The organism is Marinobacter azerbaijanicus, assembly GCF_030250645.1.
In the GTDB taxonomy this organism is placed as follows: domain Bacteria; phylum Pseudomonadota; class Gammaproteobacteria; order Pseudomonadales; family Oleiphilaceae; genus Marinobacter; species Marinobacter azerbaijanicus.
The window spans coordinates 81,607-96,454 of record NZ_JASSVS010000002.1 but is presented as its reverse complement, the minus strand read 5'-3'; the positions used below and the strand labels follow the sequence as shown (position 1 = coordinate 96,454).

12 protein-coding genes are annotated in these 14,848 nt (G+C 56.4%); 4 read left to right on the top strand and 8 right to left on the bottom strand.

What is annotated here, in order from left to right; translation table 11 throughout:
• Positions 1-22 precede the first annotated feature (22 nt).
• The 5 genes from QPM17_RS03945 to QPM17_RS03925 form a co-directional block, all read right to left on the bottom strand.
• On the bottom strand, positions 23-913 hold the full coding sequence (locus QPM17_RS03945) for a LysR substrate-binding domain-containing protein (RefSeq protein WP_285388959.1): 891 nt from the start codon (positions 911-913) through the stop codon (positions 23-25).
• Positions 914-1,054: 141 nt separating this feature from the next.
• Entirely contained in the window at positions 1,055-2,551 is a 1,497-nt protein-coding gene (locus QPM17_RS03940) for a CoA-acylating methylmalonate-semialdehyde dehydrogenase (RefSeq protein ID WP_285388957.1), read from the bottom strand.
• A gap of 60 nt (positions 2,552-2,611) precedes the next feature.
• Positions 2,612-3,769, bottom strand: a complete 1,158-nt coding sequence (locus QPM17_RS03935) for an iron-containing alcohol dehydrogenase (protein WP_285388956.1) — start codon at positions 3,767-3,769, stop codon at positions 2,612-2,614.
• A 146-nt stretch (positions 3,770-3,915) separates the two neighbouring features.
• A complete protein-coding gene (locus QPM17_RS03930; protein ID WP_285388954.1) occupies positions 3,916-5,565 on the bottom strand; it encodes a BCCT family transporter in 1,650 nt (549 codons plus the stop codon).
• A 1-nt stretch (position 5,566) separates the two neighbouring features.
• Complete coding sequence (locus QPM17_RS03925) at positions 5,567-6,019, bottom strand: universal stress protein (RefSeq protein WP_285388952.1); 453 nt, start codon at positions 6,017-6,019, stop codon at positions 5,567-5,569.
• 376 nt (positions 6,020-6,395) lie between these two features.
• Here QPM17_RS03925 and QPM17_RS03920 point away from each other — a divergent pair, with 376 nt between their 5' ends.
• Positions 6,396-8,909 (top strand): CoA transferase, encoded by a 2,514-nt coding sequence (locus tag QPM17_RS03920; protein WP_285388950.1) that lies wholly within the window; start codon positions 6,396-6,398, stop codon positions 8,907-8,909.
• Between the two features lie 306 nt (positions 8,910-9,215).
• Positions 9,216-10,235, top strand: coding sequence for a hypothetical protein (locus QPM17_RS03915; RefSeq protein WP_285388948.1), 1,020 nt, complete (start codon positions 9,216-9,218; stop codon positions 10,233-10,235).
• Positions 10,236-10,261: 26 nt separating this feature from the next.
• Here QPM17_RS03915 and QPM17_RS03910 read toward each other — a convergent pair whose 3' ends face one another.
• Genes QPM17_RS03910 through QPM17_RS03900 form a run of 3 tightly spaced genes read right to left on the bottom strand, consistent with a single transcriptional unit; the run spans position 10,262 to position 12,561 of the window.
• Complete coding sequence (locus QPM17_RS03910) at positions 10,262-11,245, bottom strand: ribose-phosphate diphosphokinase (protein WP_285388946.1); 984 nt, start codon at positions 11,243-11,245, stop codon at positions 10,262-10,264.
• A complete protein-coding gene (locus tag QPM17_RS03905; RefSeq protein WP_285388944.1) occupies positions 11,242-11,904 on the bottom strand; it encodes a dienelactone hydrolase family protein in 663 nt (220 codons plus the stop codon). The genes QPM17_RS03910 and QPM17_RS03905 overlap by 4 nt, the downstream gene beginning before the upstream one ends.
• A 9-nt stretch (positions 11,905-11,913) precedes the next feature.
• Positions 11,914-12,561, bottom strand: a complete 648-nt coding sequence (locus tag QPM17_RS03900) for a phosphoribosyltransferase (protein WP_285388943.1) — start codon at positions 12,559-12,561, stop codon at positions 11,914-11,916.
• Between the two features lie 192 nt (positions 12,562-12,753).
• Between QPM17_RS03900 and QPM17_RS03895 the strand changes: the two genes are divergently transcribed.
• Positions 12,754-13,548: a CLCA_X family protein gene (locus QPM17_RS03895; protein WP_285388942.1), complete on the top strand. Its 795-nt coding sequence runs from the start codon at positions 12,754-12,756 to the stop codon at positions 13,546-13,548.
• Between the two features lie 24 nt (positions 13,549-13,572).
• A complete protein-coding gene (locus tag QPM17_RS03890; protein ID WP_285388941.1) occupies positions 13,573-14,790 on the top strand; it encodes a polyhydroxyalkanoate depolymerase in 1,218 nt (405 codons plus the stop codon).
• Positions 14,791-14,848: the final 58 nt, after the last annotated feature.

Sequence of the window (14,848 nt, the reverse complement as noted above, 5' to 3'; positions counted from 1 at the left end):
AAGATTTGTTGCAACTCTGCGATTAATTCCCTTTAGTCGCTTCCTCTACTATCCAATCTCGGAAAATTTCAGCGTATGGATGAATATATTGATTAGCAGGGCGCACAAGATAAAACGCCTCTGACGTTTTTACCCCTAGGTCAAACGGCGCAATGAGTTCGCCTTTCGAAATCATTTCTGATACGAGGCTGCTCCTGCCCAACGCTATACCGTCCCCATAGTGAGCCACCTGGAGTGCTGTAATAAGCGTATCGAACTGAAGCTGGCTCTTGAATCGGAGGTTGGGGTATCCCGCTTGATCCAGCCAGTGCCCCCAGCCGTCTTCGTACCCGATCACGTGGAGAACGGTGTGCTCGGCAAGATCCTGAGGAGTCCGGGGCACCTTGAGGCCGTTCGACATGGCGGGGCTGCATACCGGAATCAACTCGTCCCAGGTCAGACGATCCGCCTCCATCCCGGGCCATGCACCCTGACCGTAGCAGATTTCCATATCTGACTCGCGATTGAAATTGTCGGCCCAGATATGGCTGCTGAAGCAGAGGCCGACTTCCGGATAACGTTCCCGGAACCTGGCAAAGCGGGGGGCAAGCCAGAATGTAAAGAAGACGAGGTTGGAGCGGATAGTCAACAAACGGGTCTTGTCTTGGCCAAAGATCTCATCCGTGGCAGTTCTGAGCCTACGAATGCACTCGTGGACGACTGGGAGGTATGCTTTTCCAGCTTCCGTCATCGATAACCCTCTGGGCAACCGATTGAACAAGGGCGTACCCAACTGGCTCTCCAGTCCCTTGATCTGCTGACTGATGGCCGCCTGAGTCTGATTCAATTCAGTAGCAGCCTGAGTAATATTCAAGTGGCGCGCTGTCGCTTCGAATGATCTTAGCCAATTGAGCGGGGGGAGCTTCTTTTTCATGGCAGGCTGGATCTTTTTAACGTGCGTATTTCCATTGTGTATGAGATTCGGTATTAATTAAATATCTGAGGCATAAAAAAGCAGTGTCCCGGAAGTCAGGACACTGCCAAACGCTCTCAGTAACGAAGGGAAAGAGGGATTTTACTTCATGGTTGGCATAGAGAATTCTACACCCTCGCGTACACCTGCAGACGGCCAGCGCTGGGTGACCGATTTCCGCCGGGTGTAGAAGCGCACACCATCGGGACCATAGGCGTTGAGATCACCAAACAGGGACCGTTTCCAGCCACCAAAACTATGATAGGCCACAGGCACCGGCAGCGGTACGTTGATGCCCACCATGCCGACCTGGATGTGATCTGTGAAATAGCGGGCGGCTTCACCATCGCGGGTGAAGATGCAGGTTCCATTGCCATACTCATGGTCGTTGATCAACTGCATGGCCGCTTCCATGCTCGGCACCCGCATTACTTGCAGGACCGGCCCGAAAATCTCCTCGCGGTAACTGGTCATCTCTGGCGTCACATTATCGATCAGAGTGCCGTCAACGAAGAACCCCTCTTCATAACCAACGACTTTTGGGTTACGACCATCAACGACAATGGTGGCACCCTGCTCTTCAGCACTGTTGATATAGCCGACCACCTTCTGCTGGTGCTCGCGGGTAATCAACGGACCGAAATCGTTACTGGCTTCTGAGTAGGCGCCTACCTTCAGCGACTTCATGGCTTCTGTCATTTTGGCCACAAGTGCATCGGCAGCATCATCACCCACGGCCACCGCCACCGACAACGCCATACAGCGTTCGCCGGATGAGCCATAGGCCGCACCAACCAACTGATTCACAGCATTGTCCATATCGGCATCGGGCATCACGATGGCATGGTTCTTGGCGCCACCGAGGGCCTGGCAACGCTTACCGTGGGCACTTGCTTTACTGTAGATGTACTCAGCAATCGGCGTGGAGCCGACAAAACTGACGGCCTGAACGCGTTTGTCCTCCAGAAGCGTGTCGACCGCTTCTTTGTCACCGTTAACCACGTTCATGACGCCGTTCGGAAGCCCCGCTTCCTGCAACAGCTGTGCAATAAACAGCGTGGAGCTGGGGTCGCGCTCGGATGGCTTGAGAATAAAGCAGTTACCACATACCAATGCCATCGGATACATCCACAGCGGAACCATGGCGGGGAAGTTGAACGGTGTAATGCCCGCCACCACGCCGAGGGGCTGGAATTCGCTCCAGGCGTCGATATTCGGGCCAACGTTACGGCTATGCTCGCCTTTCAGAAGTTCAGGCGCGCCACAGGCGTACTCGACGTTCTCGATGCCACGCTGCAACTCCCCCATGGCATCGTGACTGATCTTGCCGTGCTCTTCGCCGATCATTTTGCAGATACGGTCAGCATTGCGCTCAAGAAGTTCCTTGAACCGGAACATAATACGAGCACGCTTGATCGGCGGAGTCGCGCGCCACTCTGGGAATGCTGCCTGAGCGGCAGTGATGGCTTGTTCAACGGTGTTGCGCGATGCCAGCAGCACCTCGCGGGATACCTCACCAGTGGAGGGGTTGAAGACGGGCTGGCGACGCTCGCCCTCGTTATTGATTTCACCGTTGATCAGGTGTCCGACTGTGTTCATTGCAATGTCCTCTGTTCGTTCGCGCCCTTGAGCGCGCTATGGTCGTAAAGGTTGGGGTGGTTACCAGAGTCTCTCGTAAAGCTGGACGATCTCTTCAGCCGTAGGCACCTTTGGATTATTTCCCGGTGAGCCAGATTGCAGCGCCTGCTCTGCCATTGTTGGCATCAGGTCAAAGAATTCGCTTCGGTCAATACCAAACGTCTCCGGGGTGGGTACCTGCAGTTCGTCGTTGAGTGCATGCAGTTCATCCAGCAACTTTTGGTTCGCAAGCTCTGTACTATCGGATTGTTGAGCGACACCCATTGCACGAGCACAATCGGCGTAACGCTCTTCCGCTGCCGGAATCGAAAACTCTGTCACGGCCGGAAGCAGCATGGCATTTGAAAGACCGTGGGGAACGTGAAAAGCGGCACCGATGGGCCGGCTCATACCATGAACCAGGGCAACGGAAGCGTTCGAGAACGCTACACCAGCCAAAGTGGATCCCAGCATCATGGCTTCGCGGGCCTCCTGATCTGCGCCGTTCTTATAGGCCCGGCGCAGATTCGGACTGATCAGCCGCATGGCGGACAGCGCCTGGCTGTCGCTGTAGGGGCTTGCCTTGCGGCTTACATAGGCCTCTATGGCATGAGTCAGCGCATCGATACCGGTATCAGCAGTGATTCGCGATGGCAGCGACAGTGTCAGAGTGAAGTCCACCAGGGCTGCGATCGGCATAAAGCCGATGCCGACACAGAGCATCTTCTCGTCGTTGGTCTCATCTGTGATGATGGTGAATCGAGTAACTTCCGATCCGGTGCCTGCAGTGGTCGGAATCGCTATGATAGGCAATCCGGCCTGATTTACGATCCTGGGGAACTTGTAATCTCGCATTTCGCCACCGAACTTGCCCAGAATGCCAATAGCCTTGGCGCTGTCGATAGGGCTACCGCCACCCAATGCAATAATGCAGTCGTAACTGCCGCTACGGACACGCTCAACACCTGCTCGTATAGAAGCGACTGTGGGCTCCGGCACGGTATCGTCAAAGACCTCAGCGCTCAGGTTATGCTCCGCCAGTCGGGACTGGATGATGCCGGCATATCCCAACTCCACCATCATTTTGTCCGTGATGATCAGCGGGCGGCTGCAACCCAGGCTTTCAAGCACAGCCGGAACCTGTTCGGAGGCGCCGGCACCGATCTGCATGACACGCGGAAGGATCACTTGTGTTGACATACTTTTTCCTCTTGCCACCAATTCTGTTCGGGCAGACATTCGGGTGGTTAATTTTTTGGCGCAAAGAACCGTCAGGCCCTGCTGCACGGGTTCAAAATCAAGGGTTCGGGAAGGCTCTGCTTTGGGAAAAGCAGAGCCTTCTTTTATCAAATGTTTCCGGGCGCGGGTGTCACAGCCGGCACCACTTCAGGCTCAAGTTCCGGCTCGGGATCGCGGCTCCTGCCAGTGAGTCGCGCGAGGGGAGAAGCGGACTGCAGCGGCAGAACCTCCGCCCTCAGGGAGGTTAGCAGACCATAGATTGCCATGATCAGGATGAACGAGAAGGGCAGCGCCGCAACAACTGAGGCAGTTTGAAGCGCCTTGAGGCCTCCGGCGAGAAGCAGTACAGCTGCTACTGCACCGATTGCCGCTCCCCAGAACACCCGGTAGCGGGGCAGTGGGTTGGTCTCTCCCATGGAGATCAGGGTGCAGATCACCAGCGTTGCAGAATCTGATGAGGTCACGAAGTAGGTCACCAACAGTACAGTGCAGATGCACGACATCAGGATCACCATTGCCTGGCTCTCTGTCATCAGTTCAATGGTGGCGAACAGTGCCATCGTAGTGTCCTTGTTGACGGCTTCCACCACACCGCCGCTGCCGAACAGTTCCAGATACATAGCAGCATTGCCGAAGATGGTGATCCAGACGGCCGCTAGCAGAGTCGGCGCGACCAGTACGCCCAGGACAAACTCACGGATGGTACGGCCTTTGGAGATGCGAGCAATGAAGATGCCGCAGAAGGGAGCCCAGGCAATCCACCAGCCCCAATAGAAGATGGTCCACCAGCCCTGCCACTCGCTCTTCGGATCCGGGTTGACCCAGAAGCCGAGTTCAACTGCGTGCACCAAGTAATCGCCAAGGTTGGTAACCAGGGCACCAAGAATATAGGCGGTTGGCCCAACCACTACAAACAGACCGAGAACTACCATGGTGAGCTTCATGTTGATCTCGCTCAGCAATCGGATGCCTTTGTGCAGGCCAGACATAACGGAAATGGTTGAAATCACTGAAATAACCGCGATCAAAAGGATTTGGGTAGTAACCGATACCTCGATGCCAATCAAGTAGTTGAGCCCGGCATTGATCTGCTGAGCCCCCAGGCCAAGCGAGGTCGCAATGCCGAACACGGTACCGAATACGGCCAGCAGGTCGGCGACGTGGCCAATCGGACCATAAATCCGATCACCAAAGATCGGATACAGGCTCGAACGAATCGACAGGGGCAACCCTTTACGGTAGGCAAAATACGCTAATGTCAGGCCCGCCAGAGAGAACAGTGCCCAACCGTGCAGCCCCCAATGGAAGATGGCAACACGCATGGCCACTTGTGCCGCTGCTGCGGTTTGTTCCTGGCCGGCCGCAATCAACGGCGTGCCTTGGAAATGGTAAATCGGTTCTGCAATGCTCCAGAATAGGATGCCAATGCCAATACCGGCTCCGAACAGCATCGAGAACCAGGAGAAGTTACTGAACTCAGGCCTGTCATCATCCTCGCCCAGACGGATATCGCCGTACCGGCTGAAAATTAACCAGACCGAGAGCAGTAGGGCCAGGCTCATGAACCCGACGTAATACCAGGCCAGGTCGGTCGCTATGAACGCCTTGATATTACCGTACACCGAGTTCGCATATTCCGGAACAACGACAGTGAACAGTACAAAAGCTAATATCAGCAGCCCGGAGCCGAGCGCCATTACAGGGTTGGTCCGGACCAGCAATCCGGAATCACGCAGCATTAATTTGTTATTGTTCATCTTAACGATCCTCGTTTCCTTCACGCACGACCATGACGGAACTTTGGGCATGTCGTGTGACGTAGGCAGCGATTGCACTGATGAGGTAATCGCTTGCTTTCGGGCGGTGTGATGCCATGACAATAAGATCAGCGTTGATCTTCACCGCCATGCGCAGGATCTGCTTGTCTATTCGCCCCTGACCGACAAGCGAGCGGGAGTGGATCGACTCCGGCACTTCCTTTGCCCGCAACGTCTCCAGAGCGTCCAAACCTTTATCCCGCAGCTTCTCGTCAAGGCCATCGGGCAGATGCACCGCAATTGCGGGGATCTCAGCCTCAGGCACCACGGTCATCAGGCAAAGGGTCGCCTGATGGTGGCTGGCCAGGTCTATCGCCGCCGGCAGAGCCGAGCGCCAGGTACTCTCAAGTGCCGGGTCCAGTGGCACGAGAATCGTTTTGTATATGTTTGTCATGCTTCGTCCTCGATGTTTTGTTGTTATCTGTAAGGCAACAGGAAGTCGCGCCAGCGAGCGGCGTCAACTCGAAGTGGCGCTATTGTTAGCCGAAATACCTGAGGTTTTGAATCAATAAAAATCGCCCCTGAGACCTCAGTTTTTTTATGGGTGGGCGGGGAGTGAACAGCCATAAAAAAAATGGGGTCTGAGGCCCATTTTTTATTGCTGGTTCGCAGTCAGTCTTTGTCTCTATGATCTCGGCAATCGAAACAACCGGTCGCAACGCTGGCTGGTCAGTGGTTTCGATGACGTTTACCCAAACCAACAAGATCAAGCCCAACGCGGTGCCTTCGATAGCAAAACGTTGGAACGAGAATCAGAGGGAAAGACTGCAATGAACAACAAAACCCAATTACCCCTTGAAGGTGTTCGCGTCGTCGATTTTGGCCAGCAGATCGCAGGTCCGGCCGTCGCTATGGTGTTGGCCGATTTTGGCGCCACCGTCGTTCACATAGATCCCCCGGAAGGCCCGCAGTGGGATAGTCCCGCAAATGCCATTCTTAACCGCAACAAAAGCTGTATCCGGATTGACCTGAAACAGCAGGACGACCTGTCAAAGGCGCTGGCACTGATTGCCGAGGCTGACATCGTTATTGAGAGTTTCCGGCCGGGTGTCATGAAAAAGCTTGGCGTCGATTTCCAGCAGCTACGGGAGGAACGTCCTGATCTGATCACGCTGTCTGTGCCGGGCTTTGCCAGCAACGATTCACTGCGCCGGGAATGGAAAGCCACCGAGGCGATTGTCGCAGCTTCCTGCGGTGCCTTTACCGACATGGGGTTCAACCGGGTTCTGATGGGTATCAACCCCAGCTTTTCGCCCCTACCTTTGGGATCATCCTATGCCATTTCCCTGGCAGCAAGTTCCATAGCACTCGCTTTGTTCGAGCGTGAAAAGACTGGTCGCGGAGACAGCATTGAGGTTCCTGTGGCAGCCGCACTTATGGAGGGACTGTCTTACAATTCCTACGTTGTTGAGGGGCTTCCCGAGCGTTATAAGACGATGCGGGAGCATGAAATCGAGCACCGCAAGGCCAATAACATTCCGATGGACCTGAGCTACGACGACCTTCAGGATTATCTCGATCCGTTCTTTCGTACCTACGAATGCGCTGATGGCCGCATGTTTTACTGCGTGTGTCCGTCCCACCGGAATCATGCCATGCGCTGTCTGAAACTGCTCGGGATATACGACGAGCTGGTGGCCGAGGGCCTGCCTGATGTCAAAGATCTCCACATGCCCATCTCTGAATGGGATGGTGAGACCTCCATCGGAGTCTATCCTCTGCCCAAGAAGTGGGCCGACATCATTTCCGCCAAGATGAAGAAAGCCTTCCTGACCCGCACCTCCGAGGAGTGGGGCCGACTGTTCGGTGAAGGACAAATCCCCGGTGCACCCCATCGCACCACTCAGGAATGGGTGAACAGTGAACACACAAATACCGCCGGCCTGATTGTGGAGGTGGAGGATCCGGAATTCGGTCGAATGAAGCAGCCCGGGCCGATTGCCTGGCTGGAGGATATCGGCGCCAGTATGCTGACTCCGCGTCCGCGAAGGTACGTTAGCCACGATGAGGCCCTTGCTGAGCTGAAAGCTGTAGCGGCGGCAGAAAATGTTACCCGTCCCACAGGCACAAACATTGGGCCGGTCAGCAACAAAGGTTGGCTGGAAGGGGTACGAATTCTGGACCTGACGAACGTCATTGCCGGCCCTCATTCAACGGCATTCCTCAGCCGCTTCGGTGCCGAAGTGATCAAGGTCGATCCCATTACGCCGCTTTATGATCCGCTTATCGGAACCCTTTTCACTTTCCAGACCGGTGTCAACAAACAAAGTGCGTTGATTGACATCATGAGCGAAGAAGGCCGGGAGGCTTTCAATCGTTTGGTCCGAACCGTGGATATCGTTGTGATCAATGCTCCAGAACGTCAGATCAAAACACTGGGCCTGGATCACGAGACCCTTCAAGGCGTCAATCCCGGCGTTCTGTTCTGCCGCCTGGACTGCCTGGGAGGACCGCTTAGTGGTCCCAAAACCGATTACATAGGATACGATGACATCGTCCAGGCCAACAGTGGCATCATGAGCCGGTTTGGCGGACCAGCAACGCCGGAGGAGCATGCACACCTTGGCACGCTCGACGTGAACTGCGGATTTGCAGCCGGCCTGGCCATGTCGGTGGCGCTGTATCGCAAGCACAAAACCGGAGCGGTATCCCGGGCACGGACTTCCCTGTCCGCTGTTACCAACTTCGCACAAGCCCCCTTTGCGTTCGACTACGAGGGGCGGGCACCGTTTAATGAACCCTCCGGACGCGAGGTGTTGGGCAACCATGAGCTGTCGCACTTCTACCCTACTCGTGAGGGCTGGATCTTCCTGGATTCGAGCCGGGACGAGTTGTTGAAACTGGAGCAGGTTGAAGGGCTCTGTGGAATTTCAAAGGCAGTGGACATTCCAGCATTTCTGACGACTGCGTTTGGCAAGGCACCGGCCAGCTACTGGGCAGATCAGCTTCAGGCTGCCGATATTGCGGCTGCGGTTCCCATGTCAATCGAGAGCCTGCGAGCACAATACAGCCGCGAGGCGGATGGTACGCCGGGCACAACTCTCGGCAGCTATGCATTCTCGATATTTCGGGATCATCCGAGTGGTCACTGCATTACACAAGTAGATCATTATTCGATCCGACCCTCCGAAGCAATGATCCGGGCCTTCCGGCCTGCCGAGCGGTTTGGCCATTCAACGCGGGAGGTATTAGCGACGGTCGGCTACAATGACAATGAAATAGACGGTATGGTTGAGCGACAGATCGCTGGCACTGGCTGGGGTAAGGAGTACCTTCCAAGCTGAGGCAAGAATTATTGCTCGGAAGATGATCTTATGGGCGACTTCGGAAACACCGGAGTCGACCTGGCGTGAGCAATAAAACGGGACAGATCTCGAGTTCCACCCCCGCTGCCATATTAAGAGAAAGGCAGATCAGTCACATACTGGTCTGCCTTTTTTGCGTTTGGGGACGCAGAAAATTCCCATGGCGTGCAACCCCAGGCCCGGCCTGTGCCGCACTTCGTCAACCGGGCGTGGGTAGAGTGAGGCGTCTTCTGCTATCTTGATCATGGAAGAAGAATTCAGGAAACCTGGCATGGCCCGATAACCTTGGCTGATACTTCGCGTTTACCCCAGATCGATGAAAAAGTAGCGTTCCTGTCAGATGCCGCTTCCTATCCGGTTGAGGCTGACCGTGTGGAAGTGCTTGAAACCCACATGTCCTGGGTCTTTCTCGTTGGCCAGCGGGTTTACAAGCTCAAAAAACCGTTGGCTCGCCGGCTGTTCGATTTCACGACCGTTGATAACCGCTATAAGAACTGCGTCGAGGAGGTTCGTCTCAACATCCGGCTGGGTGGCGATACCTATATCGGTGTGGAGCAGTTGAGCGTGGAGCCAGACGGTAGGCTGGTCTTGGGAAAGGGAGGGGTTCCCGTCGACTGGCTGGTGGTTATGCGTCGCCTGCCAGAGACTTCGATGCTGGAAGCACAGATTGAATCCGGCGCCCTGGAATACGGGCGCATCACGGCGGCTGCCGACCTGCTTGCCCGCTTTTATCTCAGTGCTGAAAGCATACAGCTGTCGGGGGAGCAGTACCTGCAGCGGTTGCGCGACGGTATAAGAGACAACTACGTCCAGTTGCTTGACTATTCCCTTCCCGGAAGCCGGGTCAAACCAGTCTGTGATCAGCAAATGATCCTGCTCGAAAAGAATGCAATGCGTCTTGCTGATCGCGCAACAGCCGGCCGGCTTGTAGAAGCCCACGGTGATTTGCGTCCGGAGCATGTCTGCCTGACAGAGCCTCCCGTGGTAATCGACTGTCTGGAGTTCAGTCGCGACCTGCGAATCCGGGATCCGGCGGATGAATTGTCGTTTCTGGCAATGGAGTGCGAAAAGCTTGGGGACGAGAAGGTGGGCAGGATCCTGTTCGAGGTCTACGGGGAGATTACCGAAGATAAACCGGAAGCCTCTCTGATCGCATTCTACAAAGCTTACAGAGCCTCAGAGCGGGCCAAACTCGCCATCTGGCACCTGGACGATGACTATCAGGAAAGACGCGGTCCCTGGCGACAAAAGGCACTGGACTACCTGACCATCGCATTTAACCATGGCAAAAGCTTTGTTGCCTGACGCGTTGGCGCCGAAGACGTCCGGATTCAGTTCTCCAGATCTGTTACATCGCTTCCCTTGTGCAAAGCAGTAATCGCATCCGCGATAGTGGCCGTGATATCAACCAGCGCCACCCTGGTCTCCAGCAATGATGACGGAAGTTCCGGAGGCACCGTATTGCTGAGAACCACCCTGGAAAGTGCCGGAGAAGCCAGTTTGTCGCCAGCATCCGGGGAAAAAACACCATGAGTGGCGATGGCCATTGCCTCTTCTGCGCCCTGTTCCCTGAAAGCCTCCGCGGCCCGTTGCATTGTGCCGCCTCCGGCGACCAGGTCATCCAGAATCAGCACCGTGCGGTTGCGTACATTGCCAACCACGGCAGAGCCTCTCACTTCGCCGCGGCTGCGATGTTTCTCCATGAAAGCGTTACCGACGGGTCGCTCCAGCCGGTTCTCCAGTGACTCGCGGAAGAGTTCCGCACGTTTGATACCGCCCACGTCCGGGGAAGCGACGGTGATTTCCCTATCCCGGAGCTGGGGCAGGAGGAAGTCAATGAACGCTTCCCTGGCACTCAGATGGACTGTGGGACAACGAAAGGCGTTCTCGAACGCGGCTCGGTTGTGAACGTCCACTGTCACCATCGCATCGATGTTTACAGCCTCGAAGAGCTGAGCGATGTATCGGGTGGTAACGGGATCATGGGTCTTGGTTCTCCGGTCCTTGCGGGAGTAACAAAGGTAGGGCACAACAGCGGTGATGCGGGCCGCGCCATTGTCCCGGAGGCCGGCCAGTAAAAACAGCAGGCGCACAAGCTTGTCGTTGATGCTCATGCCATCGCTGCCGTACAGGGACTGAACCACGAACACATCCCGGTTGCGAACCGTCTCCAGCGGGCGGATTTTGTGCTCCCCGCCTTCGAAATCCCGCTCCTCGTGTTCCCCCAGCGGTACGCCAAGGTGGGCCGCCACCTGTGAGGCGAAATCACGGCCGCTGTCCAGACAAAAGAGCGCTATTTGGTCATCGGGCTTCATGGCTGACCTCCAGCCAGATAATCTGTAAACCAGTCCGCGGCGGATTCCTGAACGATCTCGAGCTTGCCGGGCTCCTCGAACAGGTGGCTTGCTCCCGGCACGATTTTCAGCTCGTGATGGCAGTCCAGCTTCGCAGCCGCCTCACGGTTGATTTCAATGACGGTGGTGTCCAGCCCGCCGACGATCAAAAGGGTTGGTGCCCGAACCCGGGGCAGGGCGTTGCCGGCGAGGTCGGGGCGCCCGCCCCGGGATACCACCGCCCTGACGTGATCCGGGTTTTCCGCCGCCGCGACCAGCGCGGCCGCCGCACCAGTGCTGGCGCCGAACAGGCCCAGCGGCAGCGTGGCTGTCGTCGACTGCTCCGCGAGCCAGCCCACGGCCTCGCTCATACGCTTGCTGATCAGTGGAATGTCAAAGCGATATTCCCGGGTTCGGGCATCCACTTCATCCTCGTCGGCAGTGAGAAGATCAAACAGCAAAGTGCCCAGACCAGCGCTGTTGAGGAATTCTGCCACCGCCTGATTGCGTCGGCTGAGGCGGCTGCTGCCGCTGCCATGAGCGAAAGCGACAATTCCGGACGCGCCTTCGGGGATGTTGAGAATCCCTTTCAGGGATGCATCGGAAAGTTCCAGGACAACAGAACGGGAGTTGGAGACCATAGCCTTGCCTCACTCTTTCCAGAAATGGCCAAGCAGTTGCCGTACCTCGTCATCCGATACCTGGTGGAAATCGCGGTACCACTGTCCGATGGAACTGAAATGATCGGGTGTTTCCAGGCAAACAATGTCATCGGCGCTGCTGCGGAGCTTTTTGATGGTGTCGGCCGGAGCCACCGGAACGGCCACCACAACTTCACGGGGCCGGTGGACTTTTAGCGCCTCCAGGGCAGCGCCCATGGTGGCGCCCGTGGCAAGGCCGTCGTCCACAAGAATAACCGTGGCGTCGCTCATGTCCGGCCAGGGACGATCCCCCCGATAGGCCTGCTCACGTCTCTCCAGCTCCTGCTGTTCACGCTTGGCCACCTTCTCGATCGCCTCATCACTGACACCCCCATAGCCGAGCACCTGTCGGTTGAGAACGCGGGCGCCGCCACTTGCGATGGCGCCCATGGCGAGTTCCTCGTGGCCGGGCATGCCCAGTTTCCTGACAATCATCAGATCCAGCTCCGCGCCCAGGTGCTGGGCAATTTCAGCGGCCACGGGGATACCGCCACGGGGCAATGCCAGCACTACAATGTGTTCGCGATCACGATAGTCTTCAAGTGCACGGGCCAGTTCACGGCCCGCGGTTTCGCGGTCCTGTATGGGCAGTTTCATCGTGCAAGTCCATTGGTTGTGGCTGAATTCATAACATCCTAGCCCTAACTCTAGTAAAGGTTCGGCCAAAGGTGAAACCCGCACAGAAGCGGGTTGACCTGATACGTATTGCATTCCAGAATACTGTATGCATAAACAGTTATCGGTAAGGGTGGTCCCAATGCGTCAATCGTTCAGGCAGGGAGAAAGAGTGTGACAGGGCAAGATCCGGTGTCCTTTGTCACCGTAAGACGACGGTTTGATTTCCGTGGTATCGAGGTTGGCCGTTGGGTTACTCCACAGGAGCGGGACAGAGCAGCGGCTCGTTTCTATCAGGCTCTGTGTGACCTCATGACCATTCTGCAGGGGCCGGAGAACCTGGTCTCCCTGCGGGGAACGCTGGGGCTGCAGTATGGCATTGGCGGGCAGCCGGGCGTGGCGGCACACTACATTCCGGCGACCCGGCAACTGGCTCTGGCCAAGAACGCCGGTGCCGGCAGCCTTGCCCATGAATGGTTTCACGCGTTTGACCATTACATGGGAAACAGGGCATTCCGCAAACTACAGAAGCATGGTTTCGCCTCCAGTGGCTGGCTGAACAGTGCTGATCAGAAAAAGCACCCCCTGAATGAGCGACTGGGCACCTGCTTTCAGGCCATCCTGTTGAGCGAAGATGGTACCTCGCCCAGCCCTCTGTTTCTGGCTTCGCGAAAGGCCGATGAGCGGCTGAAGGTCCTCTATTACGCCCGGCCGGAAGAGCTCTGCGCCAGGGCCTTTGAAGCGTTTGTCGAAGACAGTGAGCCCCGGAACAGCTTCCTGGTGAGGGGGACGGTGTATTCGGATGAAGCCAGAGCCGGTCTTTACCCTGCGGAGATCCAGCGACAGCGAATTAATGACACTTTCCGGGCTTACTTCGAGGCACTGGGGGCCGCACTGTATAGGGAACAGTCCCGAGTGGCAGAGAGTGAGTCGAATTATCGCGTTGGTCGTAAAACAGGCGTAGGATAATCTTATTTCAGGATAACTCTGATCATGATGTATCTCGCCCACGAAATGACTCGCCTTGCGCTGACCCCGGCCCGCATGCTGGCCGGCAGCCAGAGTAAATTGCTCCGCCATCAGTTGAATCCCTGGTCAAGAGTTCCGGGTACCCGCAGTATTGCCTCGGCGCTCAACGTGTTTGAGGACCTTACCAGGCGTTATCCCAAGCCCGCCTTCAATCTGGAGACGACGGTTTGCGACGGCGAAACGGTTCTGGTCAATGAGACCATTGTCAAGCGTAAGCCGTTCTGCCAGCTCAAGCATTTCCAGCGCAACGTCGATCGCCCGGATGACCCTAAACTGCTGATTGTAGCGCCGTTGTCCGGCCATTATGCGTCGCTACTCAAGGGTACTGTTGAAACCATGTTGCCCGGCCATGATGTTTACATCACGGACTGGCGTGATGCCAGCATGGTGCCGATTGCCGAGGGCAACTTCGGTCTCGACGACTATATTGATTACGTGATTGATTTTATTAGCCATATCGGTCCGGACACACACGTTCTGGCGGTCTGCCAGCCGGTGGTTCCGGTGCTCGCGGCTACCGCCCTGATGGCCCAGGATAATCATCCGTCGGCTCCGCGTTCCCTGGCGCTGATGAGCGGCCCGATAGATGGACGGGTTGACCCGACAGAGCCCTGTGAACTGGCCAGTAAACACAAACTCTCCTGGTTCAAGCGCAACCTGATTCATACTGTTCCGGCGCCTTATCCGGGTGCCATGCGCAAGGTTTATCCCGGCTTTCTGCAGCTGACGGGGTTTATCAATATGAACTTCGACCGCCACCTTGATGCATATCGGGGACTGTTCAGGTCGCTTCGGGATGATGACTCGGAAGAAGTCACCCGTCACAGGGAGTTTTATGACGAGTACCTGGCGGTCATGGACCTGCCTGACGCCTACTACCTCGAGACCATTGAACGGGTCTTCAAGGAGTTCCATCTGGCACGGGGCTGTTTCAGGCACCGAGGCAGGCTGGTGGACCCAGGCGCTATCGAGAAAACCGCGTTGATGACGATAGAGGGCGAAAAAGACGATATCTCCAGCCCGGGCCAGACCCGTGCAGCGCACAAACTCTGCACCAACATTCCCGAAGACCGCAGGATGCACCACTTGCAGCCCGGAGTTGGCCACTATGGCACCTTCAACGGCCGCCGCTGGCGCGAGGAGATAGCCCCGAAACTGCAGAAATTCATTCGCAGCGCCTGAGCAGATCTTTGCTCGGGTTTCTTGTTGCGCTCGTGTCCCTCTGCTAACTTGAAGTCGG

Coding starts and splice junctions, on each gene's coding strand:
- QPM17_RS03910 (WP_285388946.1), bottom strand. CDS start 11,245: ATGAAGCCCGATGACCAAATAGCGCTCTTTTGTCTGGACAGCGGCCGT.
- QPM17_RS03890 (WP_285388941.1), top strand. CDS start 13,573: ATGATGTATCTCGCCCACGAAATGACTCGCCTTGCGCTGACCCCGGCC.
- QPM17_RS03940 (WP_285388957.1), bottom strand. CDS start 2,551: ATGAACACAGTCGGACACCTGATCAACGGTGAAATCAATAACGAGGGC.
- QPM17_RS03945 (WP_285388959.1), bottom strand. CDS start 913: ATGAAAAAGAAGCTCCCCCCGCTCAATTGGCTAAGATCATTCGAAGCG.
- QPM17_RS03935 (WP_285388956.1), bottom strand. CDS start 3,769: ATGTCAACACAAGTGATCCTTCCGCGTGTCATGCAGATCGGTGCCGGC.
- QPM17_RS03900 (WP_285388943.1), bottom strand. CDS start 12,561: ATGAAACTGCCCATACAGGACCGCGAAACCGCGGGCCGTGAACTGGCC.
- QPM17_RS03930 (WP_285388954.1), bottom strand. CDS start 5,565: ATGAACAATAACAAATTAATGCTGCGTGATTCCGGATTGCTGGTCCGG.
- QPM17_RS03905 (WP_285388944.1), bottom strand. CDS start 11,904: ATGGTCTCCAACTCCCGTTCTGTTGTCCTGGAACTTTCCGATGCATCC.
- QPM17_RS03920 (WP_285388950.1), top strand. CDS start 6,396: ATGAACAACAAAACCCAATTACCCCTTGAAGGTGTTCGCGTCGTCGAT.
- QPM17_RS03925 (WP_285388952.1), bottom strand. CDS start 6,019: ATGACAAACATATACAAAACGATTCTCGTGCCACTGGACCCGGCACTT.